The sequence below is a fragment of the Rathayibacter sp. AY1B7 genome (assembly GCF_002932735.1).
Classification (GTDB): Bacteria; Actinomycetota; Actinomycetes; order Actinomycetales; family Microbacteriaceae; genus Rathayibacter.
The window spans coordinates 90,433-116,664 of the sequence record NZ_PSWK01000001.1 but is presented as its reverse complement, the minus strand read 5'-3'; the positions used below and the strand labels follow the sequence as shown (position 1 = coordinate 116,664).

Below are 26,232 nucleotides of genomic sequence, written 5' to 3'. Positions count from 1 at the left end.
ACGGGCGCCCGGGCATCCCGGCCGCGAGGCGCGGACCGCCCCGCCCGTCAGGACGCGAAGCGGTCCGTCGCCTCGATCAGCGCGTCGAGGATCCCCGGCTCGTCGAAGGCGTGGCCCGCGTCGGCGATCATCCGGAAGTCGGCCTCGGGCCAGGCCCGGTGCAGGTCCCAGGCCGTGAAGGCCGGGGTGCACATGTCGTAGCGGCCCTGCACGATGACGGCCGGGATGTCGCGGAGGACGCCGGCGTCGCGGATCAGCTGCCCCTCCTCCAACCAGCCCCTGTGCACGAAGAAGTGGTTCTCGATGCGGGCGAAGGCGAGCGCGAAGACGGGATCGGACCAGTCCGCGATCAGCTCCGGCTTCTGCACGAGGGTGATGGTCGACGCCTCCCAGGTGGTCCAGGCGACACCGGCGGGGCCGTGCACGGCGGGGTCCGCGTCGTGGAGCAGGCGGTAGTACGCCTCGATGAGGCTGCCCCGCTCGCCGGCCGGGACGACGGAGGTGTAGCCCTCCCAGAGGTCCGGGTAGACCGCGGCGGCGCCGCCCTCGTAGAACCACTCGAGCTCGGCGCGGCGGAGGGTGAAGATCCCGCGGAGGACGATCTCGCTGACCCGCTCGGGGTGGGTCTCGGCGTAGGCGAGGGCGAGGGTCGAGCCCCAGGAGCCGCCGAGCACGAGCCAGCGCTCGACGCCGAGGTGCTCGCGGAGGCGCTCGATGTCGGCGACGAGGTACCAGGTGGTGTTGGTCGAGAGGTCGGCCTCCGGCTCGCCGGCGTGCGGGGTCGAGCGGCCGCACATGCGCTGGTCGAACAGCACGATGCGGTACTTCTCGGGGTCGAACAGCCGCCGGTGGGCGGGCGAGGTGCCGGCCCCGGGGCCGCCGTGCAGGAACACGACGGGCTTGCCCTCGGGGTTGCCCGAGACCTCCCAGTAGAGCGAGTGGCCGTCGCCGACGTCGAGCATGCCGGAGTCGTGGGGCTCGATCTCGGGGTACAGAGTGCGCATGGCCCGCACCCTACCGACTGTCAGGGTCGCGGTCCGCGAGGCGGGCGGCCCGGCCCCGGAGTGGGCGGGAGCGCCCGCGTCCACCCGGCGCACCCGCCTCCCGCGGTCGTTACTGTGGATCGGACCTGCACGCCCCCGTCGAAGGAGCCCCCATGCCCACCACTGTGCGCGGCGTCATCGCCCGGTCGAAGGGCGCTCCCGTGGAGCTCGTCGACATCGTCGTCCCCGACCCGGGCCCGGGCGAGGCCGTGGTCGACATCGAGACCTGCGGTGTCTGCCACACCGACTTCCACTACCGCGAGGGCGGGATCAGCGACGACTTCCCCTTCCTCCTCGGTCACGAGGCGGCCGGACGGGTCAGCGCGATCGGAGAGGGAGTCACCCATGTCGCGGTCGGCGACTTCGTGGTCCTCAACTGGCGCGCGGTCTGCGGCGAGTGCCGGGCCTGCACCCGGGCCGAGCCCTGGTACTGCTTCGACACCTTCAACGCGACGCAGCGGATGACCCTGGAGGACGGCACCGAGCTCAGCCCCGCCCTCGGGATCGGCGCCTTCGCCGAGAAGACCCTCGTGCACGCGAAGCAGTGCACGAAGGTCGATCCGGAGGCGGACCCCGCCGCGGTGGGCCTGCTCGGCTGCGGGATCATGGCCGGCCTCGGCGCGGCGATGAACACCGGGAACGTGACGCGCGGCGACTCCGTCGCGGTCATCGGCTGCGGAGGAGTCGGCACGGCCGCCGTGGTCGGCGCCGCTCTCGCGGGCGCCGGCACGGTCATCGCGATCGACCGGGACCCCAAGAAGCTGGTTGCGGCCGAGAAGCTCGGCGCCACGCACGTCATCGACTCCAGCGGCCTCGACGAGGCGGGCGTCGTCGCGGCGGTGCAGGCCCTGACGAACGGCTTCGGAGCGGACGTCGTCATCGACGCCGTGGGCCGCCCCGAGACCTGGCGCCAGGCGTTCTACGCCCGCGACCTCGCCGGGACCGTGGTGCTGGTCGGGGTGCCGACTCCCGAGATGACGCTCGAGATCCCCCTGCTCGACGTCTTCGGCCGCGGCGGCTCGCTGAAGTCGAGCTGGTACGGCGACTGCCTGCCGGAGAGGGACTTCCCGATGCTGACCGGCCTCTACCTCCAGGGCCGACTGCCCCTGGACGAGTTCGTGAGCGAGCGGATCGGGATCGAGGACATCGAGGAGGCCTTCGCCACGATGGCCGGCGGCGACGTGCTCCGCTCGGTGGTGGTGCTCTGATGGGCGCGCGGATCGAGCAGCTCGTCACGAGCGGCACCTTCAGCCTCGACGGCGGCACCTGGGATGTCGACAACAACGTCTGGATCGTCGGCGACGACTCCGAGTGCGTCGTCATCGACGCCGCCCACGACGCGGACGCGATCCTCGCGGCCGTCGGCGAGCGCCGACTCCTCGCCGTGCTGCTGACCCACGGACACGACGACCACCTCGACGCGGTCGAGGGAGTCCGCGCTGCGATCGGCGCCCCGGTGCTGCTCCACGAGGCCGACCGGATGCTGTGGGACGCCGTGCACCCCGGTACGGCCCCGAGCGGCGCCCTGGTCGACGGGCGGATCGTGCCCGTCGCCGGCGTCGAGCTCGAGGTGCGGCACACCCCGGGCCACACCCCCGGCGCCGTCTGCTTCGTCGCCGAGGCGCTCGGCACGGTGTTCACCGGCGACACGCTCTTCCAGGGCGGGCCGGGGGCCACCGGCCGCTCGTACAGCGACTTCCCGACGATCATCGACTCGATCACGGAGCGCCTGCTGACGCTGCCCGCCGAGACGGTGGTCCGGACCGGCCACGGCGACTCGACGACGATCGGGGCGGAGGCGCCGCACCGCGAGGAGTGGATCGCGCGCGGGCACTGACCGGGCGGGGCCGGCGCAGAGGCTGCCGGCCCTCCCGCTTCGGCGTTCTGCTCGCCCGGATGTCCGACGGGTGTGGGAGTTTCGCAACCGATGGTCGTGCTCCCTTGTTACCGTGAACAATCGCCGGTACCGTGCGATGACCACACCGCAGGCGGGATCCCCCGTCCGCCCACCGGTTCGCTGCAGAACCCGAGAGGACACGTCGACGATGACGTCACGACCCCCGGGCGGAGGCAGGCCCTCGCGCCTGCTCGCCGCCACCCTCGCCGCATCCGCGACGATCGCCCTCGCCGCCGGCGCCGCCGTGCCGGTCGCCGTCGCCGCGACAGCGGCGACCACTCCCGCGCAGAGCCTGCTCGCGGACTTCACCTTCGACACCGCCCCGAGCGGAGGCGCCTTCACCGACAGGTCGACCCGCGCCGCCGTGAAGGGCACGCCGACCCTCGTCGCCGGCCGCACCGGGCAGGGCAGCGCCGTCTCGCTGTCGTCCTCGTTCTGGCTCGACCTCACTGCGACCGACGGGCAGCCGCTGCTGAAGGGTCGCGACTCCGTCACTCTGTCGTACGACTCTAAGCCCGCCGCCGCGGACAACGTCGGCTGGTCGGTCTTCGCCGCTCGCTCGGCCGCGACCCAGGACTACGCCCAGGAGAAGTACGTCGGCGTCCTCGACAGGACGAACGGCATCACCGTCGAGCGGTACGCCAACAGCGGCGCCCGCGACTCCTCGGGCAACCTCACCGGCCCGAGCAGCACGGAGTGGAAGCACGTCGATCTCGTGCTGAGCGCCGGCACCGCCCGCCTCTACGTCGACGCGAAGCCCGTCGCCGTCACGACGGCCGGCCCCTCGCTCGCGACGGTCCTCGGATCGACCGGCGGAGTCCTGCAGATCGGCAAGGCCAACTGGGGCGGCGGGGAGTACTTCACCGGACTCCTCGACAATCTGCGCGTCTACGACCGCGCCCTGACCGGGGCCGAGCTGGGCGCGACGAGCAGCACCGTGGCGACCGACCTGCGCGCCGCCCTCGACGTCCCCACGACCGTGCTCGGCGACCTGCCCGCGCAGGTCCTCGGGAACACCGTGACGTGGACCGCCTCCGGCGCCGGCGCCGCGCGCGTCTCCTCCACCGGCGCCGTGAACCTCTCGGGCCTCACCGCTCCCGTCGCCGTCCGCCTCCAGGCAGCCGTCGCCGGGCAGACCTACGCGTGGGACAGCACCCTCGCCGTGCCCGGCGGGCGCATCGCCACCTCCGTCAAGACCGTCACCACGACGAACGGAGTGAAGGACGACCCGCTGGCATACAACGACGACCGCCGCGCGGACTCGCTCTTCACGGCCGCACTGCCCGCCGGCGCGACCACCTGGGAGCCGCTGAACCGCTCGCAGTCGATCCTCTCCGTCCTCAAGGACGGCGATCAGGCGCAGCGCCCGAACGCCCAGATGGGCTCGCCGCTGCTGTTCCGCTCGAAGGACGGCTCGCTCGGCGCGGTCTCGTCGCAGAACAACGCCACGGACTCCGTCTACCTCTGGAGCTCCGCCGACGGCCGCACGTTCCGCGACCAGCGCGTCCTCCGGGTCGCGCCGGGCTCGGTCGTGACCGACCCGCGGATCGTCTTCGACTCCGCCCTCGGCGTCTACAAGCTGTTCTGGACCGATCTGCTCACCACCGAGGGCCGCGTGACGCTGTTCACGGACCTCGCCTCCGGCACCGCTCCCGGAGCGACCACCCGCGCCGACGCCCGCGTCCCCGGTGTCCAGGGCTCGGGTCTCCCCGCCGGGTTCACCCAGGGCCAGGCCGGCGAGACGGCGCTGACCTCGACCGAGTTCAGCACGTTCTACCGCGAGTACGTCGACCTGAAGAACACCGGTGTGAAGTCGCTCAGCGGCTCCGTCGACTCCGGCGCCGGATCCGCTGCGATCGCCGCAGCGCTCCCGGGGCAGGCCGTGATGGAGTACAACGACGGCTCGACCAAGTCGCTCAACGTCGACTGGCAGGACGATCTGACCACCGCCGTCGACACCTCGCGTCCCGGGACCTACCGGGTCACCGGCTCCGTCCAGCAGGACCCCGAGGCGATGGTCAACGAGGCCCGCGCGGATCCGCACGTCTTCTTCAACGAGGACGACGGCTACTACTACCTCACGGGCTCGCACTACGGTCAGGACTCGCTCGGCCCGATCGAGGAGAGCTCCAGCTACCGCAAGATCGGCCTCAAGCGCTCGAAGACCATCGCCGGTCTCGACTCCGCTCCCGAGCAGATCGTGATCGACCCCGACGCCGGCACGCCCGGTCGCCAGAGCCAGTACCCGAACACCTTCTACGGCTGGGGCGGATACATCTGGGCGCAGGAGTTCCACAAGATCAACGGCACCTGGTGGATCGTCGCCGGCATGAACAAGGGCTACGCGCCTGTGGGCGGCTGGTGCGACAACACCGTCCTGATCCCCTACACCGGGACCGACGCCTCGATCGCCGAGGGCGGATTCCTCGACCAGACGAAGTGGGGCGAGCCGGTCGTCCTCGAGGGCGCGGCCTTCGACGTCAGCTACATCGACCGCCAGGAGAACGGCGCCACCCAGGGCTACTGGGTCCTGCCCAACGGCAACACGCTCTCCCTCGCCAAGGCGACGATGGGGCCCAAGGGCACCGTCCCGCTGGTGACCGGTGCGGTCACCCGCATCTACGGCGAGAGCCAGCCGTGGGAGTCGGGCAAGCGCTCGCCGACCCCGTCCGACACCACCGAGGGCAACGACCAGGGCGTCGTCGAGGCGCCGTTCATCGTGTCCAAGGGAGGACGCATGTACCTCACCTACTCGGGCGGAACGGTCGACAAGTACTACTCGCTCGGCCTGCTCACGGCCGACGCGAGTGCCGACCTCCTCAACCCCGCGACGTGGACGCAGACCGCGTTCCCCGTGCTGGACACCGAGGACACCTACCTGGGCCGCCTCGGCGCGGACGAGACGCAGTACTTCTCGCGCCAGCAGGCCGGCACCGGGCACAACTCGTTCGTCGAGGACGAGTCGGGCAACCTGCTCCTCGCCTACCACGCCCGCCCCTACCCGGACCCGCACACGGCGACCGACCCGCAGAACGCGGGCGGCCTGTTCGATTCGGACCGCAACACCTGGTTCAAGGGCGTGAACATCCGCGCGAGCGGCCGGCTCGACCTCTCGCTCTCGAAGGAGCAGGAGGTGGCCTCGGCCAACCGCACCGTCACGGCGACGATCACCGTGAAGGCGCCGGCTGTGCCCGTCACCGCCACTGCAGCGGCTCGCTGCGTCGCGGGCAAGGTGGTGGTCACGCTGACCACCGTCAACAAGGCCGCGTCGACCGCCGACCTCCGCTGGAACACCCTGTGGGGCGCGAAGACGCAGCAGATCGATGCGGGCCGGACCGCCTCGCTGGCCGTGACCACGCGGGCCGCCTCGGTCGCCGCCGGTACCGTCCAGGGGGTCGCCACCGTCGGCAGCGCCTCCGCTCCCGTGAGCGCCGCCTACCCGGCGCTCCGCTGCGGCTGACCTGACCGGGTCCTCCGACCGACGACGCCCGGCCGCCTCTCACCTGAGGGCGGCCGGGCGTCGTCGTTCCGGTCTGCGGTGATGTGCCGGGCGACCGGGTCGCGACCCTCGATGATCTCGGCGGTGCAGCCGGCATCGCGGGAGAAGACCCACCGGATGACGCGGCCGCGTCGGACGACCGGACCGTTGCGATCCACGAACGACTCCCCATCGAGGGGAGGTCGTCGGTCGGCGACGTACGGGGTGTCGTGAGTCGGACGGGAAGAGGCGAGCCGGTCTGCCGCTGCTGCACGAACCGGCCCGCCCCTTCGGCATCGTCTCAGTGGACGAGGGCGGCCTCCGCCTCGTCCCAGGCGGGGTTCAGGTCTTCCTTCTTCCCTCGGATGAGGAGGAATCCGATGACGGAGGCGGCGACCATGGTCACTGCTGCGGCCAGGAACACGGCCTTGTAGCCGTCGGTGAATGCGGTGAGCTCGGCCGTTCCGGACGCGATGGCGGAGTCCGCGGTGCTCGCGTAGAACACGGTGAACACCGCGAGACCGATGGACCCGCCGATGTGGAAGACGGAGTTGACGACGGCGGAGGCCACTCCGGCGTCCTCGTTCTCGACCCCGAGAAGGGCGAGGTTCTGGACGGGCACGAAGAGCATGGAGAGTCCGATTCCGAGCACGACCAGGGCGGGCAGGACCTGGAGGAAGTAGTTTCCGTCCGGGGTGATGCCGAGGAGCAGGAAGAGCCCTGCTGCCGAGACGAGCGGCCCGACGATCATCAGGGGTCGGGGGCCGAACGTGTTGAGGATCTTCGTGGTGACGGGCGAGAACGCCATGATCGCGACGGTCATGGCGAGGTTCGCGAGTCCTGCCATCAGCGGTCCCATTCCGAGCACGATCTGGAAGTAGAACGCGAGATAGAGGATGGCCCCGATCATCACGGCGCCATTGGCGGCCTGGATCAGGATCGCGCCGCCTCGCACACGACGCAGGATGACGCGCAGGGGCAGCAACGGCTGGTCGACCTTGCGTTCGATGAGCACGAAGACGGTCAGCAGGACGATGCCGAGTGCGAGGAAGGCGACGGTGTCGATCGCGCCCCATCCGTGCTCGGCTCGGGTGAACCCGTAGACGATCGCGCCCAGTCCCAGGGTCACGGTGACGGTTCCCCAGACGTCGTAGCGGTTGTCTCCTTCCGCCTTGCTCTCGCGAAGCACGAGAGCCCCGCCGACGAGGCCGAAGGCGACGAAGATGAGGTTGACGAAGAGGCACCAGCGCCAGTCGGTGAATTCGGTGAGCACGCCGCCCAGGATCAGGCCGATTGCGGCTCCGGATCCGGCGACCGTGCCGAAGACGGCGAAGGCGAGATTGCGCTCCTTGCCGTGGGCGAACGTCACGGTGAGCATGGCGAGTGCGGCGGGGGCGAGCAGTGCCGCGAAGGCGCCCTGGACGCCGCGAGCGATGACGAGTTCCATGCCGCTCTGCGACAGTCCGGCCCAGAGCGAGGCCGCTCCGAAGCCGATCATTCCGACCATGAAGGTGCGCTTGCGGCCCCAGTAATCGGCGATCCGACCGCCCAGAAGGAGAAGTGCTCCGAAAGCGAGGGCGTAGGCGGTGACGACCCACTGGCGCAGGCTGTCGCTCATCCCGAGATCCAGTTGGGCCTGAGGCAGGGCGATGGTGACGATCGTCGTGTCGAGGACGACGACGAGCTGGGTCATGGCGAGAACGGCGAGCGCCCACCAGCGGGCGTTCGGCTTGTCCGCGATTCTGGACATGAAGAAACCTCCAGGCTTCTGAGGAATGAAGTCGCTGGAGGTTTTCAGCCTCGGATCCCGCACCGGCAGTGCATCTGACCGCCCGCAGCTCCGAAGCTGGGCAGGCCGTTACCGTACCACAACTGTACAATCATGAATGTACAGTTGCTTGCTGATTCGTCGACCGTGACAGCCGTCCCTCCGGCTGCAGTCCGTCGTCAGGACGGCTCGACACCGAGGGGGTCGAGCCTCACCTTCCGACGTCGGCAGGAGAGGATGGCAGACTGGCGGCCGACGCTGTCGCACCCGCTCGTGCGGTGACGCGTCGACACCCTCCGGGCGCCTCAGCACCCGCCGTCCCTAGCCGCTCACTCGGACCGAGGGAGCGGCGGAATCGATCACGACATGGAACCGAACCCGCCCAGCGGTGAGGAGGTCCTGCCTTCTCCTCGGACGTCTCCTCGCGCGACGCGACCCAACAACCGGACTCGGATCCTCGACGCAGCGGTCCGTGTCGCGGCGAGGGAAGGTTCTGTTCGCGTCACGCTCGAAGCGACTGCCGAAGAGGCTGGGCTGACACGCGGTGGAATGATGTACCACTTCCGCGATCGAGCCGATCTCGCCCATGCTCTCCAGGAGCACGTCGCGGCCGGCTGGGAAGCCCAGCTGATCGACGTCGCGGGGAAGACCGCGGACGAGGCCACCTTGACGGAGCGCGTGAGTGCCTACGTCGCCGTCGCCCTGACGCCGTCGACGCACATGCAGATCGGACTCCTCCAGGCCACGGGCAGCGACACCGCTCTCCGAGCGCCGGTAGCGGAGGTGCGCCGAAGGTGGACGCCCTCCGCAGAGGAGACCGCGACCGATCCGATCGCTCTCCGCCAGTTCATCGCCTGCCTTGCGGCTGACGGCCTGTGGTCACACCACTCCCTCGGAGGCGATCGGATACCGGACGACACTCGAGCCGCGGTGATCTCCGAGATCATCCAGCTCTCCAGCACGGGGTGATGCACGAAGGGCGCGTTCCGGCGTGAGGCGGGTCCCCCGCCCGCCTCGCACTGCTGAGGATGCAGCAGCGACGGCGTCCTCGAGGAGCGCCGCCACCGCCTCGCGCCGCGGCAGCACGGTCGCGAGCGCGGCGCCCATGACGGTCGGCGATGCCTCGTGCTGCCCCGGAGCGCTCGGGACGCGGTCGGAGGCGACGCACGTGTCGAAGTCGCTCCACCTGGAGCGTCACCGACACGACCGGTCCGACGACGGCCGACCAGGAGACGTCCCGCGTGCGCCCGCACTGGCACTCCGCTCGTCAGCGGGACAGCAGCGCGACGTGGATCTCCTCGGCGAGGAGGTCCAGCGCTCTCGCGTGGGACGCCAGGAAGGCCCGGCCGTCGCGCGTGATCGAGAAGCGCTCGATGCGCTGCAGTGCGGTCCTCCTGCCTCTCTCCAGGAGCACCAGGCCCCGGCGGGAGAGCCGGAGGAGCCGCTTGCGCACCTCGAGGACCTCGACACGGTCGCCGGAGCGGAGGTCGAGGACTGCTCGCAGGCGGGTCTCGTCGCGGTTCTCTCCGGTCGCGAGCGCGATCAGGATGAAGACGTCGATGCTGCAGTCGAGCCCGCAGGCTCCGCAGCGGTTCGTGCACCGCGCAGAGCGTGCCAGGGACACGAGGAATCGATTGAGGCGCATCACGGGTATCTCCTGGGGAACGGCGGTCTCCTGCTGCAACGAGAGGAACGGGCCGGACCGGTCACGGTCGGCCCGCATCCGGGAGTCCGCTCAGGAGAGGTTCGCACATCAGCGATCGGTCCGGACAGCAGGATACGGCCCGATCGCCGCCCCGGTCCGCAGCCGGTGGTGATGCCGCCGCGGCGGGATCGTCGGGCGATCAGGGTCGAGGACCCGTCCGAACGGCGCAGGGGGGCTCAGGAGAGAGGGAGGGCGTTGCCGTTGATCAGCAGGAGGTCGTGTCCTCCGACCGCAGCTGCGCTGCCGGCCGCTCCGTCGTCCTTCTCCTCGGTGAGGGTGTGCGACTGCGCGACCTTCGTCAGCACGGGCCCGATGGTCGGGACCGTCCCGGTTCTCACTCTGTGGTGCATCTCGTCGGTCGTCCTTCTGAGGTGGCGGCACTGCAGGGCGGCGCAGTGCCGGTCGGGGGCGGGGCGACGAGGGAGCGGGCGATCGTGGCGCCCGCTCCCTCACCGTCTCAGCGGCAGCTGCGCGCCGGGTAGTCGACGCTCGTCTGCGTGCTGACCGTCTTCCCGTCGACGACGGCCTTTCCTGTCGCGGCCACCGACCCCGCGGGGATCGAGACCGCTCGGGTGGTGACGGCGCTCGACGCGGACGATCCCGGAGCGACTCCGGTCACGGTCTTCGAGCCGAAGGCGGTGACGGTCGTGATGTCCATGATCGAGCGGCTGTCGTTCTTTACCACAGTGGTCAGGACGACCTTCCCGCTGACGCAGCGGGTCGACGCCGTGGCGGTCAGGGTCAGGGGCGACGTGACGGTGACCTTGGCGGTCACAGTCCGGTTCGCGGGTGCGACCTCCTCCGTCGGCGTCAGGTCGAAGACCGGCCGGCCGTCGGCGGCGTAGTGGATGCGGGCGAGACGGGTGTCGCGGCCGTCACCCCCGACTCCGTTGCCCCAGGTGTGGTAGACGTACACGTCGTTGCCGTCCTCGTCCTGGGTGACGGCTCCGTGGCCGGGACCCTGCTCGTAGGTGCGGTAGTCGAGGACGCCGTCGGGCAGGGGGACGCTCTGCAGGAGCGGGGCGTCGTACTTGGTCCAGCTCGCGATGTCGGTCAGGTCACTGCCCTCCTTCGCCCAGGCGCCGCCCACGATGTACTTCGGGCTGACGCCGCTGCTGGAGTAGACGAGCGTGATCCTCCCGTCGCGCTGGATCGCGAACGCTCCCTCGGACAGGTGGTCCTCGAACGTCAGCGAGGGCACGATGATCGGGGTCGGCTCGCCGATGACGCGGGTGGGGTTCGCGGGATCGACCTTGGCGATCCAGGTCGCCGGGTCGCTCACTCCGTTGTCGACGTAGCGCTGGGACCAGGCGTAGTACGCAGTTCCACCGGACTCGAAGTAGGTCATGTCGAGGCTGATGTTGCGTCCCGTGCCGGGGCGTCCGAGGGCGCTCCCATCGCTCTTCACGACGGCGCGCGGCGCGCTCCAGTCGGAGGGGTTCGCGGGGTCTCCGCCGTCGCGCAGCTGCATGATGTGCGCCTGCACCGTGAACCACTGACCGTTCTGGTTCGACTGGTCGTTGTCCGGGTTGAAGCACGGGGCGAACAGGATGGAGAGCTTGCCGCCGATCTCGTGGATCTCGGGGGCCCAGTAGCAGCCCGCGATCACCTTGCCCTCGGCGGTGCGGTCCATCCGCGTGGTGCGGTTGAGGAGGTCCACCTCACGGGCCCGTCCGCCGTTGTCGTCGCTGAGCTGGTCGATGCTGTCGGCGACCCGGATCGGCAGGTGCTGCGAGGCGACGTTGTTGTTGTTCGTGTCGTCCGTGGCGGTGAAGAGGTACTGCGTCTTCCCGTTGCGCTCGTAGCGGTAGATCGTCGGATCCGCGCGGTTGTAGGCGAACGGCTCGTTGTACTGCCGCTGGCGGACGGTCCCGGAGAGGTCGTACGTTCCCGGGCCCTTCGCAGCGAGGTCGGCGAGCTGCTGCTGGTTCCAGTCGATGCCGAGGCTGCCGGTCGAGCCGTCGTTGTAGGAGAGCTGCGCCTTCACTCCGGACAGGGCGGAGGTGTCGCCCTGATCGATCGTCTGCGGTGCGACCGAGGATCCGGTGTTGACCGTGCGGCCGAACCTCTTCACGAGCGAGTCGGCGACGGAGCCGGAGACCGTCAGCGCGCCGCCCGGCAGAGCGTCGGCGACGCGGCCCGGGACTCCGGAGAGGTCGGGAGCGGCGACGGTGGCGGGGCTTCCTCCGAGGACCGCACCGCGGTTCCCGTCGGTCACGACGACGCTGCGACGGCCGCCGTCCTTCGGCCAGAACGCCTGCGCGCGGAGCTCGGTGCGGGCGAGGTCCGTGACGGTCGTGTACTTCGCAGCCCCGGAGGAGTCCGTCCAGGAGACGAGGTAGCGGTTCTGGTCCGTGTCGAAGACGGCCTTCGGCGCGACGACGCCGCCGGTGGTGCCGAGGTCGATGAGGCCGAGCTCGGTGAAGTCGGACGCGGTGGCGTCCGTGGCCTTGAAGACCAGAGCGCTCGAGGCCCCGGTGCCGTCGGACGCGCCCGACTGCAGGACGCGGGTGGCGATCACGCCGACGGTGCCGTCGGCGAAGGTGAACAGCGAGGGGTTCGCGAGGCCGCGGTTGTCGGCCTTGTCGGTCCCGAGGAAGACCCCGTCGGCGAAGAGGACTCCCGAGTTGCCCGAGAGCGGTGCCGCGTCGGCGACGGACGAGCCGAGTGCCAGGTGGAGGCCGCGGGCGATCGTGTCCTGGTTCGCCTTGTCCTCGCCGGTCGGCGTCCGGGTGTACGACACCACGGTCTTCGCCGTGGAGGCGCTGAGGACGGTGGTGCGGAAGGTCTTCGTCAGCGTGGTGGCGCCGACCTTCACGGAGGCGGTGAGCGCGAGCGCCCGGTCGATCGCCGTGTCGTTCACGAGGCGGCCGCCGGACAGGCCGGCGCCGTCCGCGCTCCACGACACGGTGTAGCCGGCGACCGTGGGAAGAGCGGTTCCGGAGGCGACGGTCGGCGGGACGACGAGGGCGGTGCGCAGGCGCGCCGTGGCGTCGGCCTCGGTGTCGGCGGCGACGGTGACGGTTCGCGCGGTGCCGGTGGCGGCGGATCCGGCGAACGTCGCGGTCGGGGTCAGGGTCACGGTGGCGTTCGCCGAGCCGGGTGCCGGGCGGCGCACGGAGCCGTCGGTGCCGATCACCGCGGGGTCGCTGCTCGCCCAGGTGAGGACGGAGCCGCCCGCGCCGCGGGTCGGGAGGGAGAGGTCGCTGGTGACGGGTCCGGTCACGGCGATGGTCGCCGCGGCGGCGTCCGATGCAGCGATCGCGGCAGCGGCCGGAGCCGCGTCCTCGCGCACCTGGTCCTGGGTCAGTGCGGAGGAGTAGACGTGCACGTCGTCCATCGCCCCGGCGAAGAGAGGGTCGGGGCCGTAGAACGACTTGCCGAGGAGGCCGGAGAAGGCGGAGGTGCCGACAGTCGCCGCTCCGGTCGCGGAGGTCGGGGTGGTCTGGGCGAGCCGGCCGTCGACGTAGGTCGAGACGCTGACGCCGCTGCGCAGGACCACGGCGACGTGGCTCCAGCGGCCGGTGGCAGCGGGACCGGAGTCGGCCGCGCGCTGCTCCGAGCCGTTCTTCACGGCACCGATCAGGCTGCTTCCGCACTGGGGCGTGGTGAAGAGGTACCGCTCGGTCGACTGCCCGAGCGCGTACGCCCAGCTGCAGTTCTGGTTCCCCTCCCAGCGCAGCCAGGCCGACATGGTCACGTCGGTGGTGGCCGCCGTGGTCAGTCCCGGCGCGATCTCGGCGTAGGCGGCGGAGCTGCCTGCGGCGCCGCCGGGGAGGCGGAGTGCGCGGTCGGTGCCGCCGCGCGGACCAGCGACGGTCGTCGCTCCGGTCCCGCGCACGGTGGCGGAGCGGCCCGCAGCGGAGTCGGTCAGGGTCGTGCCCGCGCCCACGGCGGAGCCGACGGCGGCGGACGAGGAGAAGTCGTAGGAGAGGACCGGGCTGGGCACCGCGGCCTGTGCGGGTGCCGCGCCGAGCGCAGCCCCTCCCGCTGTCAGGCTCGCGGCGACCAGGAGGGCCGTCGTGCGTCGGAACCGCATTGTTCGTCTACTTCCGTGGGAGAGGTGGATTCGGGGAGCACGGACCCAGGGTCCATGCTCCCCTGCTCCGGTGGCCGGAGGCCCCGGAACGGAGGAGGTCAGGGGAGGGGTGGCTGGACGCCGCCCCTCCCCTGTCACCGGCCTAGCGGCAGGTGAGCGCCGAGTACGGCGCGGTGGCCGTCCTGGTGCCGTTCGCGTCCTTCGAGGCGACGCTCACCTCGCCCGCGGTGACCGAGGTCGCCCGGGTGGTGAAGGCGGCGGACACGGACTTGCCGGGAGCGACCCCGGCGAAGGTCCTGCTCCCCCACTGCGAGCCGACGGTCATCTCGACCGTGGAGCCGCTCGTGTTGGTGCCGGTCGCGGTGACCGTCACCTTGCCGGCGACGCAGCGGCTCGCGGCCGAGGCCGTCAGCGACGGTCCGGGAGGAGCCGTGGCGGTGATGGTGGCGATGGCCGGCGTCGCTGCCGAGTTGGCGAGCTGTCCGCGCACCTGCACGGTGTCGCCCGCCTTCTTCAGCGAGCTGAGATCGGCGGTCGCCCACGTCACGGCGACCGTCTCACGGTGGCCGTCCTTGAACGTCGCGCCCACCGTGGCGGGCAGGTCGACGGTGGTCGATCCGGCCTGCACGGTCCGCGCCACGGCGTCGATCGAGGTCACCAGGAGCGACGGGTTCCACTTCGCGGCGAGCCCGTCGCGCTCCTTCGCGGTGATGGAGACGACGGATCCGTGGCGGGGCGACGTCGGCAGCGAGAAGCTGCTGGGGATCGTCCACTGGATGTCGCCCTCGAGCGAGTTCGTGCCGAGCGGGATGTAGCCGCGTCCGCCGTAGTTGTCGGTCCAGAGGAAGTACTTGTACCCCGCCCGGTCGCCCTCGTTGGTCTTGAAGATCTCGGGACCCTCGACCTCCGGCGTTCCGGCGGTGCGGCCGATGCAGGTGTCGATGAGGCTCCACGCTCCGGAGGCGGTGGTGGCGCGGAGGTTCGTCGACTTCTGTCCGATGATGTCGGGCGAGGGGCAGCCGCTGGTCTGGGTCGCCTTCGTGAAGCGGTAGTAGGTGTCGCCGTCCTTGAGCATCGTGGCGTCGATCAGTCCGTTGCTCTTGTTGAGCGAGGGGACGTCAGCGGCCTTGAACCAGACCTCGGGGGTGGTGAAGTCGCGGAAGTCGCGCGTGGTGGACGTGAGGATCTGCGGTCCGTTGCCGTCCTCGACGTTGCGCGTGCTGTCGGTGAAGAGGGCCGAGGTCCAGTAGACGACGTAGGCGTCGATGGTGGGGTCGTAGGTGGCCTCCGGTGCCCAGGTCATGCCCGCGTTGGGCAGGTTGACCTCGACGTGGCGCTGCTGGCCCCAGTTGACGAGGTCGGTGGACTCCCAGATCTCGAGGTAGCGGCTGCCGCGGTTGGTCGATCCGCCGAAGCCGGTGGTGCCGACGGAGAGGTCGGTGGCCATCAGGAAGAAGCGGTCGCCCTCCTTCGAGCGGAAGACGAACGGGTCGCGCAGCCCCTTCGTGCCCATGGTGGAGGTGAGGATCGGCTGGGCGTCGTTCAGGGTCTTCCACGTGAGCGAGTCGTTGCCGTCGGAGGTCGCGAAGCGGATCTTCTCGCCTTCGATGCTGTCGCCGGTGAAGTACGCGAACAGGTACGCGTCGAGGTCGCTCGCGGCCACGGGAGCCGCGGCCGGAACGGTGCGCGTGAGGGTCCGCACGAGGGGCGTGGTGCCGGCGACGGTGACCGTCGCGGTGAGGGTGACGGTGGTGTCGGCGGACGGACGCGTGAGCGAGCCCTTCGCGACGACGTTCGGCGCGGTGCCCTTGTCGGCGGAGGTGATGACGGCCTCGTTCGACGAGGTCCAGCTGACCACGGCGCTGGAGCTGTTCGCGCGCGCGGCGGTGGCGGCGACGTCGGCTCCGGTCGAGGGCAGGTTCAGGCTGCCGCGCACCGGTCCGGCGAGAGCGGGATCGTTGCTGATGCCGTCGGCTACGGCCCGGGCGAGCTCGGCCTCGGCGCTGTCACCGGCGGCGTACGCCGGGACGAACACGGTGGTGGCACGGCCGACGACGGTGATGCCGCCGTGGACGGCGGTCGGGGTCAGCGTGACGGTGGCGTCCGGGCTGCCCGCGGCGGGCCGGGTGACGACGCCGCTGGTGCTGACGACGCCGGGGGCGCTCGACGTCCAGGTGATCGTGGAGCCGTTGGCGCCGGTCGTGGGGAGGGCGAGGTTCGAGGTCACGTTCGAGGTGTCGCCGAGCGAGACGGCGGCGTCCTGGTTCGCGAGAACCGAGTGCACGGATGCGGCGCTCTGCTGCACCTGGCCGGCGGTGAGCGCGGAGGTCCAGACCTGCATGTCGTCGATGGCACCGGCCCAGTAGGCGTCCGCGCCGTAGAACGATTTGCCGAGGAAGCCGGAGAACGTGGACGTGCCGATCGCGGACGCGGCGGTGAAGGTCGTGCTGCCCTGGCCGACGAGAGCTCCGTCGAAGTAGGTCGAGACCGACTGGCCGCCCTTGACGACGACCGCCATGTGCACCCAGCGGTTCGCGGCGACCGGAGTGTTGCCTGCGGCCCGCACCTCGGAGCCGCTCTTGATCGCGCCGAAGCCGGCCGGTCCGCACTTCGTGGTGGAGAGGACGTGGGAGTCGACGCTGGAGCCGAGCGTGAAGGGCCAGGTGCAGTCCGGAGCACCGCTCCAGCGCAGCCAGGCGGACATCGTGACGTCCTGCGTGCCGGCGGGGATCAGGCCCGGGGCGATCCGGACGTGCGGCGCGGCCGACGTGCTCGATCCGCCCGGGAGCGAGAGAGCGCGGTCGGTGGAGGCGCCGGAGGGACCCGCGACGCTGGTCGCGCCGGAGTTGATCAGGGTGCCGGGGTGGTTGCCCGGAGCGGAGTCGGCGACGACGGCTCCATTGGCGAGCGTCGCGCCGATGCCGTCGAACGAGTACTGCAGCGCGGGAGCGGGGACGGTCTCTGCGGCGCCGGCGGCGCCGATCGGTCCGAGGACGCCGCCGAGGCAGGCGATGGCGAGCGTCAGCGCGGCGCCCGCTCGAGGGAGGCGTGAGCGCCGGGTGCGCTCCTGCCGGGGGGTTCGTGACATGGGGGGTCCTTCAGGTGAGGGGTCGGAGGGGGAGGACGGAGCCCGCGCGATCGGCCGGCGGAGTGGTGAGTCCGGCGTCCGTCTGGCGGGGAGGGAATCGCCGGAAGGCGGCCCGGGACGCGGGCCTGGCGACCCGTGATTGGGAGGCGGAGGTCGACGTGGGTGCGAGGACGAGACGTCGCGCGCTGCGGGCGCCGACCGCGGTCACCGCGTTGAAGGTGTCGGCCGGGCCGACAGTCATCGGGGCCGGGCGTGGGCCTGCGGCGGGAGGGTGCGGCGGGAGGGTGGTGCTGTCGTCATCATCGACGTTCCTCTCAGGTTCGCCTTCGAACCGGTCGGAGTGGGACGCGAGGCGCGAGGACGCGCTTGCCCACTTCAGGTGACACCGTACCGACTTTTGTTAACGGTAACAATGGCGGATTCCCGGGCGATGCCGCAGCGTAGGCGGGTGTGAGCGCTCTCTCCCTGCGAGCACGGGGATCGGCGTGGACGGATCACCCTCGCCCGGCGGGGCTCGGACCGGACCCGCTCGAGACCGGCACTTGACACCGGCTCCGCGACCGGTCGATGGTTGTCCACGTCAACATGCAGGTCGTGATCAGCTTCCCATCCCACTCGGAGCGTCGGCGCTGACGCGTCCCGCGGCGGGACGACCGGATCACCATCCCGGTCGCTCCGGCGCATCCTCTGCCGTGCTCCGATCCCTTCGGACACGGCTCCTTCCTGCGACCCTCATCCGCGTCCCTTCGGGGACGCCGGATGTCTGTGAAAGGCACCCATGTCCCGGACAACGAAGTCCCACCCCTCCAAGCGCCTGATCGGCGCCCTGATCGCGGCCGTCGTCGGCATCACGACCTTCGGCATCAGCTCGCCCGCCTCTGCAGCCACCGCCCCGGCCGGCCTCGGATCGGCGCAGGAGATCCGCAACCAGCACAGCAGCATGTGTCTCGACGACTTCGACTTCGGCACTCAGCCCGGAGCCGAGGTGCGGCAGTGGAGCTGCACCGAGGGGAGCAACCAGCGCTGGCAGGTCACCGACCTCGGCACCGGCTACGCCGAGATCAAGAACACCTTCAGCAACCTCTGCCTCGACAACTTCGACTTCGGCACCACTCCGGGCTCGGAGGTGCGGCAGTGGAGCTGCAACGGAAGCACCGCCCAGCAGTGGCGGATCACCTCCGTCGGCGGAGGCTACGCCGAGATCGCCAATCGGCACAGCGACCTCTGCCTCGACAACAAGGACTTCCGCCAGATCGACGGCTCCCCCATTCAGCAGTGGACCTGCACCGGCTCCAAGGCCCAGCGCTGGGCACTGACCGATCCGACCGTGCAGAAGATCACCTGGACGCTGAACCGCGTCGCGAGCCCGACCGCGGACGAGGCCGACGCCTACGCCCGCATCACCGACGCGATGGACCGCGCCGTGGCGCGCTACAACCGCCTCAGCAACATCTCCCGCTCCCTGACCGTCTCGTACAGCCCCGGAACCCCGACGGCCGATGCGAACATCTACGGCCAGATCCGCTTCGGCAAGGAGCGCGTCTACATGGTGGAGGGCACCGCCATGCACGAGATCTCGCACACCGTGGGCTTGGGCACGTCGACCACCTTCAACACGAACTGCGAGAACAGCAGCTGGGACTCGGCCCTGGCACTGCTGCGCACCTGGGACGGACCGGACGCGACAATCCAGTGCACCCCGGGTCACATCTTGAACTACGGCCTCAACTACAACAGCGAGTTCAGCCAGCTGAACCTCGAGCGCCACGTGAAGCTGGTGCAGTCCATGCTCAGTGACGGCATGTAGCCGTCACTCGAGGCACGCCCGAACGAGCATCCTCGCCGCCCCTCGCGGGCGGCCGGCGCCGGCGGGGCGGGGAACCAGAGCCCTCCCCCCCCGCCGGCGCCGCATGCCCCGATGTCTCCCTCCGGAGGCGCGGGGCAGCGGAGCGCTCGGGAGTCGAGGAGGGCCCCTCGACCGGGTGGTCGCAGCCGACGTGCCGGACGCCGCACCCTGGGGAGGGGGCGTCCGGCACGTCTTCCTCGTGTCGGCGCCGTCCGGTCCGCCGGACCCCCCGGAGGCGCATGACGGGCGGCGTCTGCGGGCGCTAGCGGTTCTGCTCGACGGTGCTCGGCGCGGTCCGGTGCGTCTCCGGCGCCTCCGTGCCGACGGGCTCCGCCTCCCCGCTCGCCGCGGCCTCCCGCAGGTACTGCGCCGACATGACGCGGTAGGAGCGGGTGAGCATCGCCGCGCCGGCCGCGATGATCATGACGACTCCGCCGACCAGGAACACCAGCGCGATCCCCCGGCCGATGCCGTCGCCGAGCAGCCCGCCGAACGCCGAGCGCCCGGCCGGCGACTCCATGTACGGGATGAGCGCGAACTCGGCGATCGGGGCGATGAGGAACGACGTGATCGGAGCGGCGGCCGACTCGAACGCCGCCGCGAAGCCGAAGACGCGCCCCTGGGTCTCGAAGGGGACGACCTTCTGGATCACCGTCTGCTCGGCGGCCTCGACCGCCGGGATCAGGGTCATGTAGATCCAGATGCCGCCGGCGTAGAGCCACCACCAGTCGCGGAGGGTGAAGACCGCGCCGATCAGGCCCATCGCCATCACGAGCAGCAGCATCGTCCGGATCGGGTTCCTCCCGAGACCGAACCTCGCGACGAGCAGACCGCCGATGACGAAACCGGTCGCCGTCACTCCGAGCACCACGCCCCACAGCTCGACCGGGAACAGCTCGAGGCCGTACGGGTCCATCAGCGCCATGTAGACGCCGCCGATCAGGTTGTTGAACGTCGAGAAGACGATGAGCGCGAACAGCCCGGTCGCCGCCCGCACCGCGGTGATGCTGCCGCGGAGATCGATCAGCGGCGCCCTCTCCCCCGTCGGCGCGGGCCGGTCCTCCGGGATGCGCAGGAAGAGGAGGTGCAGGAGCGCGGCGGCGGAGAGGCCGATCGCGATCACCAGCGTCCACCCCATGCCGAGCAGGCCGATGGCGAGCCCGCTGAAGACGCTCGTCACCACGAAGGCGAGGCCCTGGACCGTCCCGACGAGGCCGTTCGCGCGGGCGTGCCCCTCCACCGGGACCAGCAGGGTCACCGTCGTGGACAGGGCGATGTTGCGCATGTTCTCGATGACGGCGCCGAAGAGGATCGTGCCCGAGAACACCCAGAACCAGGGGGCGCGGAAGTCCAGGAGCGCCGCCTCGGGCAGCGCGAGGAAGAGACCGCCCGCGACGCCGAACGACACGAGTGTGACCGCGCCGGCGAACACCATGACGCGGAACTTGCGGTGCCGGTCCACGATCGTGCCGAAGGCCATCGCGAAGACCGCGACGAGCAGCATGTAGGCGCCGCCGATGATCCCTGTCGCCAGGACGGAGCGCGTCTCGAGGTACACCCAGAACGTGAGCGCGAACCAGAGGAAGCTCGTCGTCACGTTCGCGACGGCGGTGTTGAGGAGGATCTGGTGGAAGTCGCGGAGCCTCGTCGAGGCGTCGACGGCGGGTCCGGGCACGGGAGCGGTCGAGGACACGGCTTCCCTCCGCTCGCGACGGCGCCGTCGGTCCCGCGGCGGGAGTCGAGGGTCGTCGCAGCCACTGTAGGACCGCGCCGTCGGCGAGTCGAGAGGGGCCGGGCGTCCGGCGGGGATGCGCTGCCGCCTCCCGCGCGGACGCGGGCGCCGCCGCCCTCGCGGTATCTTCCGCTCCTCCTGGACGTGTGCTCCGTCGGCGCCGCGGCCTCACCGGAGGCATCCGAAGCGCCGACGAACCGGCGGTGCAGATCCGGGCGGGGCGGCGAGCGCCGCGCACAGCGCGACGCCGGCCCCTCGGAAGGGAGCCGGCGTCGTGCCCTCGCGGATCCTGCTACTCGAGCAGCTTGCCCGCGGTGGCGACCTCGCCGCTGATCAGCGCCTGGATCTCCTCCGGCACCGCGGGGATCTCCTCGCGCGTGATCCCCGTGGAGGGCGACCAGACGAGGTTCACCTGGAGGGCCGGGTCGATGTCCGGGTAGTCGCTGCGGTTGTGGCAGCCGCGGCTCTCCCGGCGCTCGAGCGCTGCCTCGAGGGTGGCACGCGCGGCCATCGCGGCCGACTTGAGGTCGAAGGCGTGGGCGAGGTCCTGGAAGCCGGCGATGTCCGGGTGCACGCCGATGTCGGCGATGCGCGCCTCGATCGCGTCCAGCTCGGCGAGCCCGGCGAGCAGGCCCTCCTCGTCGCGGACGACTCCGGCGTGCTCGGTCATCGTGTTGCGGATCGCGCGCTGCAGGGCGCGGACGTTCTCGGTGCCGTCGGCCGCGAGCAGGCCGGCGATCTCGTCGCGGGCGACCTGGACGGACGCGGCCGAGCGGGTCTGGGCGGTCAGTGAGGCGGAGTACTCCGCCGCCGCCTGCCCGACGATCCGGCCGAAGACCAGCAGCTCGATCAGCGAGTTGCCGCCGAGGCGGTTGGCGCCGTGCAGTCCACTGGAGGCCTCTCCGATCGCGTAGAGCCCGGGGACGTCGGTGCTGTGGTCGTCCGAGCGCACCCAGACCCCGCCCATCGAGTAGTGCGCCGTGGGCGCGATCTCGATCGGGTCCTTCGTGATGTCGAGCATCTGCAGCTCGAGCATCGTCTGGTACACCCGCGGCAGCCGGGTCATGATCGTCTCGCGCGGCAGGTGCGAGACGTCGAGCCAGACCCCGCCGTTCGGCGTGCCGCGACCCTCCTTGATCTCGGTGTAGCAGGCGAGGGCGACGCGGTCGCGGGTCGAGAGCTCGAGGCGCTCGGCGTCGTACTTGCCCATGAAGCGCTCGCCGAGGCCGTTGCGGAGGATGCCGCCCTCGCCGCGGGCCGCCTCGGAGATCAGCGTGCCCGCCGCGTTCTCGGGCTCGATGATGCCCGACGGGTGGAACTGGACCAGCTCCGGGTCGCGCAGCCGCCCGCCGGCCTCGACAGCCAGGCGGAACGAGTCGCCCGTGTTCTCGTCCCGGCGGGAGGAGGTGCGGCGCCAGATGCGGTTGTGGCCGCCCGCGGCGAGGATCACCGCATCCGCATGGATCAGGTAGCGGGTGCCGTCGACGAGGTCGAAGCCGTAGGCGCCGAACACTGCTCCGTCCTCGTTGACGAGGATGCGGGTGACGTACACGGTGTCCAGGATCGGGATCTCGAGCTGGGCGGCCCGGTTGACGAGCGTGCGCTGGATCTCGAGGCCGGTGTAGTCGCCCGCGAAGGCGGTCCGGCGGTAGGTGTGCGCGCCGAAGAAGCGCTGCGAGATGCGGCCGTCGTCCTCGCGGGCGAACGGCATGCCGTAGCGCTCGAGGTCCTGGATGCCGCGGGCGGCGTTGGAGGTGACGATCTCGACCGTGTGCGGGTTGGCGAGCTGGTAGGACTCGGTGATGGTGTCGGCCGCGTGCTGCTGCCAGCTGTCGTCGGGGTCCATCGTGGCGAGGGCGGCGTTGATGCCGCCGGCGGCGAGGGAGGTGTGCGCGTCCGACTTCGAGCGCTTGCCGAGCGCGAGGACGTCGACGCCCGCCTCGGCGAGCTCGATCGCGGCGCGCAGGCCCGATCCGCCGGTGCCGATGACGAGGACGGAGGTGGAGATCCGGCGCTCCGGTGCGGTGGTCTCTGAAGTGGTCATGCGTCCACGCTAGGCACGGCGCTTCGATTACTCCAATGCATAATGCTGGGCACGGCCATGCGCTTAGGGTATGCACGTGGATCTCGAGCAGCTCACCGGATTCGTCGAGGTCGCCCGCCTCGGCAGCTTCACCCGCGCCGCCGAGGAGCTGCATCTCGCGCAGCCCTCGCTGAGCCGCCGGATCGCCGCGCTGGAGCAGGACCTCGGCTCCGAGCTCTTCCACCGGGCGCGCTCCGGCAGCACCCTCACACCGGCCGGCGAGCTGCTGCTGCCGCTCGCCCGGCGCATGCTCGCCGACGCCGGATCGGTGCGCCGCGAGCTGGCCGAGCTGGCCGGGCTCGAGCGCGGCCGGGTACGGTTCGGCGCGACGCCGACGCTCTGCATCAGCCTCGTCGCGGAGGTGCTGCACGCCTTCCACTCCGCGCATCCCGCCGTGGAGCTGCACCTCGCCGAGGACGGGTCGCGGAGCCTCTTCGACCGGCTGGCCCGGGGCGAGCTCGACCTGGCGCTGGTGACGACCTCGACCGCGGCCGCTCCCGGCGCCTTCACGGTGACCCCGCTGCTCGTCGAGGAGCTCGTCGTGGTCTCCTCCGCTGCGGAGCCTCCCCTCGCCGCGACCGGCGCGCTCGACCTGGCGGCGGTCGCCCGCCTCCCGCAGATCGTCTTCAACTCCAGCTACGACCTGCGCCGCACGACCGACGCCGCGTTCGCCGCCGCGGGCCTGGAGCCGGACGTGGTGCTGGAGGGCGCCGAGATGGACGCGGTGCTGCGCTTCGCCGAGCGGGGCCTCGGCGTCGCGGTCGTCCCGGCGATGGTGCTGCAGGGGCGCCCGGGGCTGCGCTCGATCCGCCTCGAGGAGCCGACGCTCGAGAAGCCCACGCTGACCCGGACGATCAGCCTCGCGCGCCCGGCGGACCTCGCGCCGACCGCCGCGGCGCGGGTCATGCAGCGCACCATCGCGGCGACCGCCCGCGCCTTCGCCGCCCAGGCCGGCGGAACGATGCGCCTGGCCGACAGCCGCTGATCCAGCGGGGTCTCATCACCCCGCTGCGCGGCCGGCACATGCTGATCGAGCGGCCCCGGAGGGGCGCATCGAGATCCCCGCACGCGCAGGAGCGCCCCCGGCCCCGCAGGGCCGGGGGCGCTCCCCGATGGTTCAGCCGTGCGCTACGAGCACGGGCGCGCCGCGTACGGAGCGCTCACCTCCGTCTCGACGGGGGCGCCGTTCATCGTGGCCGTGGCCTCGACGGTCACCGCACCGGCGGGCAGGTTCGCCTGACGGGTGGTGAAGGCGTGCGACACGGTCTTGCCGGGCGCCACCGAGGTGAACGACTTCGTGCCGGACGTCGACGTGAAGGTCACGCCGACGGGGACGTCGGAGCCGTTGCTCGCCTGGACGGTGACGATCGCCTTGCCCGCGATGCAGCGGGTCGCCGCGCTCGCCGTGATGTCGAGCGCCGGAGCCGCCTCGCCCTCGGTGAAGGCGAAGGTGTCGAGCTCGAACAGGTCGCCGGAGGGTCCGGAGTAGCTGAAGAACACGTCGTGCACTCCGGTCGCTCCGGTCAGCGCGGCGCTGACGTCGGTCCACTCACCGGTCGTCCCGTTCACCGCGACGGTGCCCGCGACGGGCCCGGTCTCGGAGTCGAGGCGGACGGTGACGGTGCCGCCGGCCTGCAGCGCCTTGGCCTTCGCGGTGAACGTCGCGGCTCCGGTGTCCCCGAAGTCGACGGCCGACAGCGCGGTCCAGTCGCCGTTGTCGAGGTCCTTCAGCACGAGGTTCTGCGTCGCGCCCGCGGCGGGGGTGCCGAGCGGCGCCGTCGCGATGCCCTTGCTCCAGCCGATGGTCTCGGCCGGGAAGGTGCGGTACGGATCGAAGTCCTTCACCTGGTCGACGCCCTTGTAGTCGCCGACCACCTGCTGCACCGTGCCGTCGGCGTTGAACTGCAGCTCCTGGATGTGCGGGCTGCGGTACCCCTGGGTGGTGTCGCCGTTGATCCGCTTGTTGAGCGTCGGCGCGTGGTAGGTGAAGTAGTACTTGCCGCCCAGCTCGAAGACCGACTGGTGGTTGTTGCCGCCGGTGCCGGCTCCGAAGAAGCGGCTCTGGTTCGGGAACATCACGCCGGCGTAGTTCTCCTTGGGCCAGGACATCGGGTCGTCCGAGATCATGTAGCCGATCTCGCCGCCGCCCGGGTAGCCGGGCTCGCGGGTCTGGTTGCCGCCGAAGTCGTTGCCGCCGAAGTGGGACGAGTACGAGAGGTAGTACTTGTCCTGGCGCTTGAACACCTGGGCCGCCTCGAACGCGACGGGCGCGTCCACGACGGCGGAAGTGCCCTGGGTCGAGATCATGTCGTCGCCGAGCTCGATCACGCGGATGTTCTTCGGGTTGTTGAAGCGCTCGGCCGCGGGGAGCGCGGTCGAGGCGGGTCCGCCTCCGAAGAACAGGTAGCCCTGGCCGTCGTCGTCGACGAGCGGTGCCGGGTCGAACTTCCACGCGACCGCCTCGGCGCCCGGGGTGGACGCGTTGATGAGCGTGGAGGTGCGCTGGCTGGTCCACGGACCCACCGGCGAGTCGCCGGTGATCACGTTGCTGGAGCCGCCGCCGTTGGCGTAGTAGAGGAAGTACTTGTCGACGCCGTTCACGGTCTTCTTCGCCATGCCGGGAGCCCACGAGTTGCCGGTGTAGGGCGCGACTCCGGTGGAGCCGGCGACCTGGATCTCGCCGTGGTCGGTCCAGTTGACGAGGTCGTCCGAGGAGATCACGGTGATCTGGTTGATCTTGCCGTAGTCGATGCCCGCCGAGACGCCCGTGGCGGGGTTCGGAGCGTAGCCCTGGGTGTCGTTCGTCATGTACATGTACACGCGGCCGTTCTCGACGAAGCCGAAGCCGTCGGCGCCGAACTTCCAGCCCATGAGCGGGTTGTGGTCGCCCGGGATCTTGCCCACGACCTCGATGGTGCGCGAGGCGGGCCCGGGCGGCGCCGCTCCGACCAGCGAGACGTCGTCGAGCTTGTAGTCCATGAGGTGCGTCTCGGGCGCGGCCGAGGGAGTCGCGGTCCACGGCGTCTCGAAGAAGAGGCGCGCGGTCGCGACGCTCTGCCCGGCGGGGATGGTGAACGATCCGTTGATCGTCGCCCACTGCCCCTTCGTGGCGGTGACGCTCGCGAGGTTCGTGTAGGTGCCTCCGCCGTAGTGCATGGTGGCGAAGAACTGCTTGGTCGCGGGGCTCGCGGCGTTCTCGTACTTGATCTGCGCCTTGACCTGGTAGGTCTGGCCGGCGACGACCTTGCCGCTGAGGTCCTGCATGGCGCCCGCGCCGGTGGTCGTGCGGCCGGTGACGAGCGCTGCGGCGGTGCCGGTGCGCGCATCCGTGGTCGTCGCGATGGTGCCGGCGTCGGCGGCGTTGCCGTTGTTGACGAACCAGCTGCTGATGCCGCTCTCGAAGCCGCCGTTGACGACGAGCTCCGCCTCAGCGGCGGACGAGGTCTGGGCGGCGAAGGGTGCCACCAGGAGCGCGGTCAGCGCGGCCGTGGCCAGCAGCCTCAGCCGCAACCGCCCCTTCGGAGCGGCTTCTCGTTGTGGTGATCTCACGGAT

15 protein-coding genes are annotated in these 26,232 nt (G+C 71.0%); 6 read left to right on the top strand and 9 right to left on the bottom strand.

The genetic code is table 11. From position 1 onward, the window contains the following. Window positions 1-47 precede the first annotated feature (47 nt). Window positions 48-1,004: a prolyl aminopeptidase gene (pip, locus tag C5C95_RS00430; RefSeq protein WP_104224398.1), complete on the bottom strand. Its 957-nt coding sequence runs from the start codon at window positions 1,002-1,004 to the stop codon at window positions 48-50. 152 nt (window positions 1,005-1,156) lie between these two features. Here pip and C5C95_RS00425 point away from each other — a divergent pair, with 152 nt between their 5' ends. The 3 genes from C5C95_RS00425 (at window position 1,157) to C5C95_RS00415 (ending at window position 6,400) form a co-directional block, all read left to right on the top strand. Continuing rightward, the gene (locus C5C95_RS00425; RefSeq protein WP_104226021.1) at window positions 1,157-2,251 is read left to right on the top strand and encodes an S-(hydroxymethyl)mycothiol dehydrogenase; all 1,095 of its coding nucleotides are present in this window, start codon (window positions 1,157-1,159) and stop codon (window positions 2,249-2,251) included. Further along, a complete protein-coding gene (locus tag C5C95_RS00420; RefSeq protein ID WP_104323553.1) occupies window positions 2,251-2,880 on the top strand; it encodes an MBL fold metallo-hydrolase in 630 nt (209 codons plus the stop codon). Before C5C95_RS00425 ends, C5C95_RS00420 begins: the two co-directional genes overlap by 1 nt. Before the next feature lie 208 nt (window positions 2,881-3,088). After that, entirely contained in the window at window positions 3,089-6,400 is a 3,312-nt protein-coding gene (locus C5C95_RS00415; protein ID WP_104261158.1) for a family 43 glycosylhydrolase, read from the top strand. Between the two features lie 319 nt (window positions 6,401-6,719). On the opposite strand, the gene C5C95_RS00410 is transcribed toward C5C95_RS00415, so the two are convergent. Continuing rightward, complete coding sequence (locus tag C5C95_RS00410) at window positions 6,720-8,168, bottom strand: MFS transporter (RefSeq protein ID WP_104323552.1); 1,449 nt, start codon at window positions 8,166-8,168, stop codon at window positions 6,720-6,722. 384 nt (window positions 8,169-8,552) lie between these two features. Between C5C95_RS00410 and C5C95_RS00405 the strand changes: the two genes are divergently transcribed. Then, a complete protein-coding gene (locus C5C95_RS00405) occupies window positions 8,553-9,155 on the top strand; it encodes a TetR/AcrR family transcriptional regulator (protein WP_104262333.1) in 603 nt (200 codons plus the stop codon). Window positions 9,156-9,453: 298 nt separating this feature from the next. On the opposite strand, the gene C5C95_RS00400 is transcribed toward C5C95_RS00405, so the two are convergent. The 4 genes from C5C95_RS00400 to C5C95_RS00390 all read right to left on the bottom strand — a co-directional run bounded on the left by C5C95_RS00400 (window position 9,454) and on the right by C5C95_RS00390 (window position 17,018). Further along, window positions 9,454-9,834 (bottom strand): hypothetical protein, encoded by a 381-nt coding sequence (locus C5C95_RS00400; protein ID WP_104315548.1) that lies wholly within the window; start codon window positions 9,832-9,834, stop codon window positions 9,454-9,456. A 233-nt stretch (window positions 9,835-10,067) separates the two neighbouring features. After that, the gene (locus tag C5C95_RS17235) at window positions 10,068-10,241 is read right to left on the bottom strand and encodes a hypothetical protein (RefSeq protein WP_181125498.1); all 174 of its coding nucleotides are present in this window, start codon (window positions 10,239-10,241) and stop codon (window positions 10,068-10,070) included. Window positions 10,242-10,348: 107 nt separating this feature from the next. Continuing rightward, the gene (locus tag C5C95_RS00395; RefSeq protein WP_104323550.1) at window positions 10,349-13,930 is read right to left on the bottom strand and encodes a family 43 glycosylhydrolase; all 3,582 of its coding nucleotides are present in this window, start codon (window positions 13,928-13,930) and stop codon (window positions 10,349-10,351) included. A gap of 142 nt (window positions 13,931-14,072) precedes the next feature. Beyond that, a complete protein-coding gene (locus C5C95_RS00390; RefSeq protein WP_104226028.1) occupies window positions 14,073-17,018 on the bottom strand; it encodes an immunoglobulin-like domain-containing protein in 2,946 nt (981 codons plus the stop codon). Between the two features lie 778 nt (window positions 17,019-17,796). Here C5C95_RS00390 and C5C95_RS00385 point away from each other — a divergent pair. Further along, window positions 17,797-18,825, top strand: a complete 1,029-nt coding sequence (locus C5C95_RS00385) for an RICIN domain-containing protein (protein WP_104323549.1) — start codon at window positions 17,797-17,799, stop codon at window positions 18,823-18,825. A 301-nt stretch (window positions 18,826-19,126) separates the two neighbouring features. On the opposite strand, the gene C5C95_RS00380 is transcribed toward C5C95_RS00385, so the two are convergent. Both C5C95_RS00380 and C5C95_RS00375 read right to left on the bottom strand, forming a co-directional pair. Next, window positions 19,127-20,557 (bottom strand): MFS transporter, encoded by a 1,431-nt coding sequence (locus tag C5C95_RS00380; protein ID WP_104224388.1) that lies wholly within the window; start codon window positions 20,555-20,557, stop codon window positions 19,127-19,129. Window positions 20,558-20,888: 331 nt separating this feature from the next. After that, window positions 20,889-22,640 (bottom strand): L-aspartate oxidase, encoded by a 1,752-nt coding sequence (locus C5C95_RS00375; RefSeq protein ID WP_104224384.1) that lies wholly within the window; start codon window positions 22,638-22,640, stop codon window positions 20,889-20,891. Between the two features lie 70 nt (window positions 22,641-22,710). On the opposite strand from C5C95_RS00375, the gene C5C95_RS00370 reads away from it, so the two are divergent. Beyond that, window positions 22,711-23,664: a LysR family transcriptional regulator gene (locus C5C95_RS00370; protein ID WP_104314433.1), complete on the top strand. Its 954-nt coding sequence runs from the start codon at window positions 22,711-22,713 to the stop codon at window positions 23,662-23,664. Window positions 23,665-23,807: 143 nt separating this feature from the next. Here the strand turns inward: C5C95_RS00370 and C5C95_RS00365 are convergent, their stop codons facing one another. Continuing rightward, window positions 23,808-26,228: a family 43 glycosylhydrolase gene (locus C5C95_RS00365; RefSeq protein WP_219814729.1), complete on the bottom strand. Its 2,421-nt coding sequence runs from the start codon at window positions 26,226-26,228 to the stop codon at window positions 23,808-23,810. Between the last annotated feature and the right edge of the window lie 4 nt (window positions 26,229-26,232).

Bases quoted from the DNA above. Each gene is read 5' to 3' on its own strand.
- pip (WP_104224398.1), bottom strand. From the start codon at position 1,004: ATGCGCACTCTGTACCCCGAGATCGAGCCCCACGACTCCGGCATGCTC.
- C5C95_RS00425 (WP_104226021.1), top strand. From the start codon at position 1,157: ATGCCCACCACTGTGCGCGGCGTCATCGCCCGGTCGAAGGGCGCTCCC.
- C5C95_RS00420 (WP_104323553.1), top strand. From the start codon at position 2,251: ATGGGCGCGCGGATCGAGCAGCTCGTCACGAGCGGCACCTTCAGCCTC.
- C5C95_RS00415 (WP_104261158.1), top strand. From the start codon at position 3,089: ATGACGTCACGACCCCCGGGCGGAGGCAGGCCCTCGCGCCTGCTCGCC.
- C5C95_RS00410 (WP_104323552.1), bottom strand. From the start codon at position 8,168: ATGTCCAGAATCGCGGACAAGCCGAACGCCCGCTGGTGGGCGCTCGCC.
- C5C95_RS00405 (WP_104262333.1), top strand. From the start codon at position 8,553: ATGGAACCGAACCCGCCCAGCGGTGAGGAGGTCCTGCCTTCTCCTCGG.
- C5C95_RS17235 (WP_181125498.1), bottom strand. From the start codon at position 10,241: ATGCACCACAGAGTGAGAACCGGGACGGTCCCGACCATCGGGCCCGTG.
- C5C95_RS00395 (WP_104323550.1), bottom strand. From the start codon at position 13,930: ATGCGGTTCCGACGCACGACGGCCCTCCTGGTCGCCGCGAGCCTGACA.
- C5C95_RS00390 (WP_104226028.1), bottom strand. From the start codon at position 17,018: ATGTCACGAACCCCCCGGCAGGAGCGCACCCGGCGCTCACGCCTCCCT.
- C5C95_RS00385 (WP_104323549.1), top strand. From the start codon at position 17,797: ATGTCCCGGACAACGAAGTCCCACCCCTCCAAGCGCCTGATCGGCGCC.
- C5C95_RS00375 (WP_104224384.1), bottom strand. From the start codon at position 22,640: ATGACCACTTCAGAGACCACCGCACCGGAGCGCCGGATCTCCACCTCC.
- C5C95_RS00370 (WP_104314433.1), top strand. From the start codon at position 22,711: ATGCACGTGGATCTCGAGCAGCTCACCGGATTCGTCGAGGTCGCCCGC.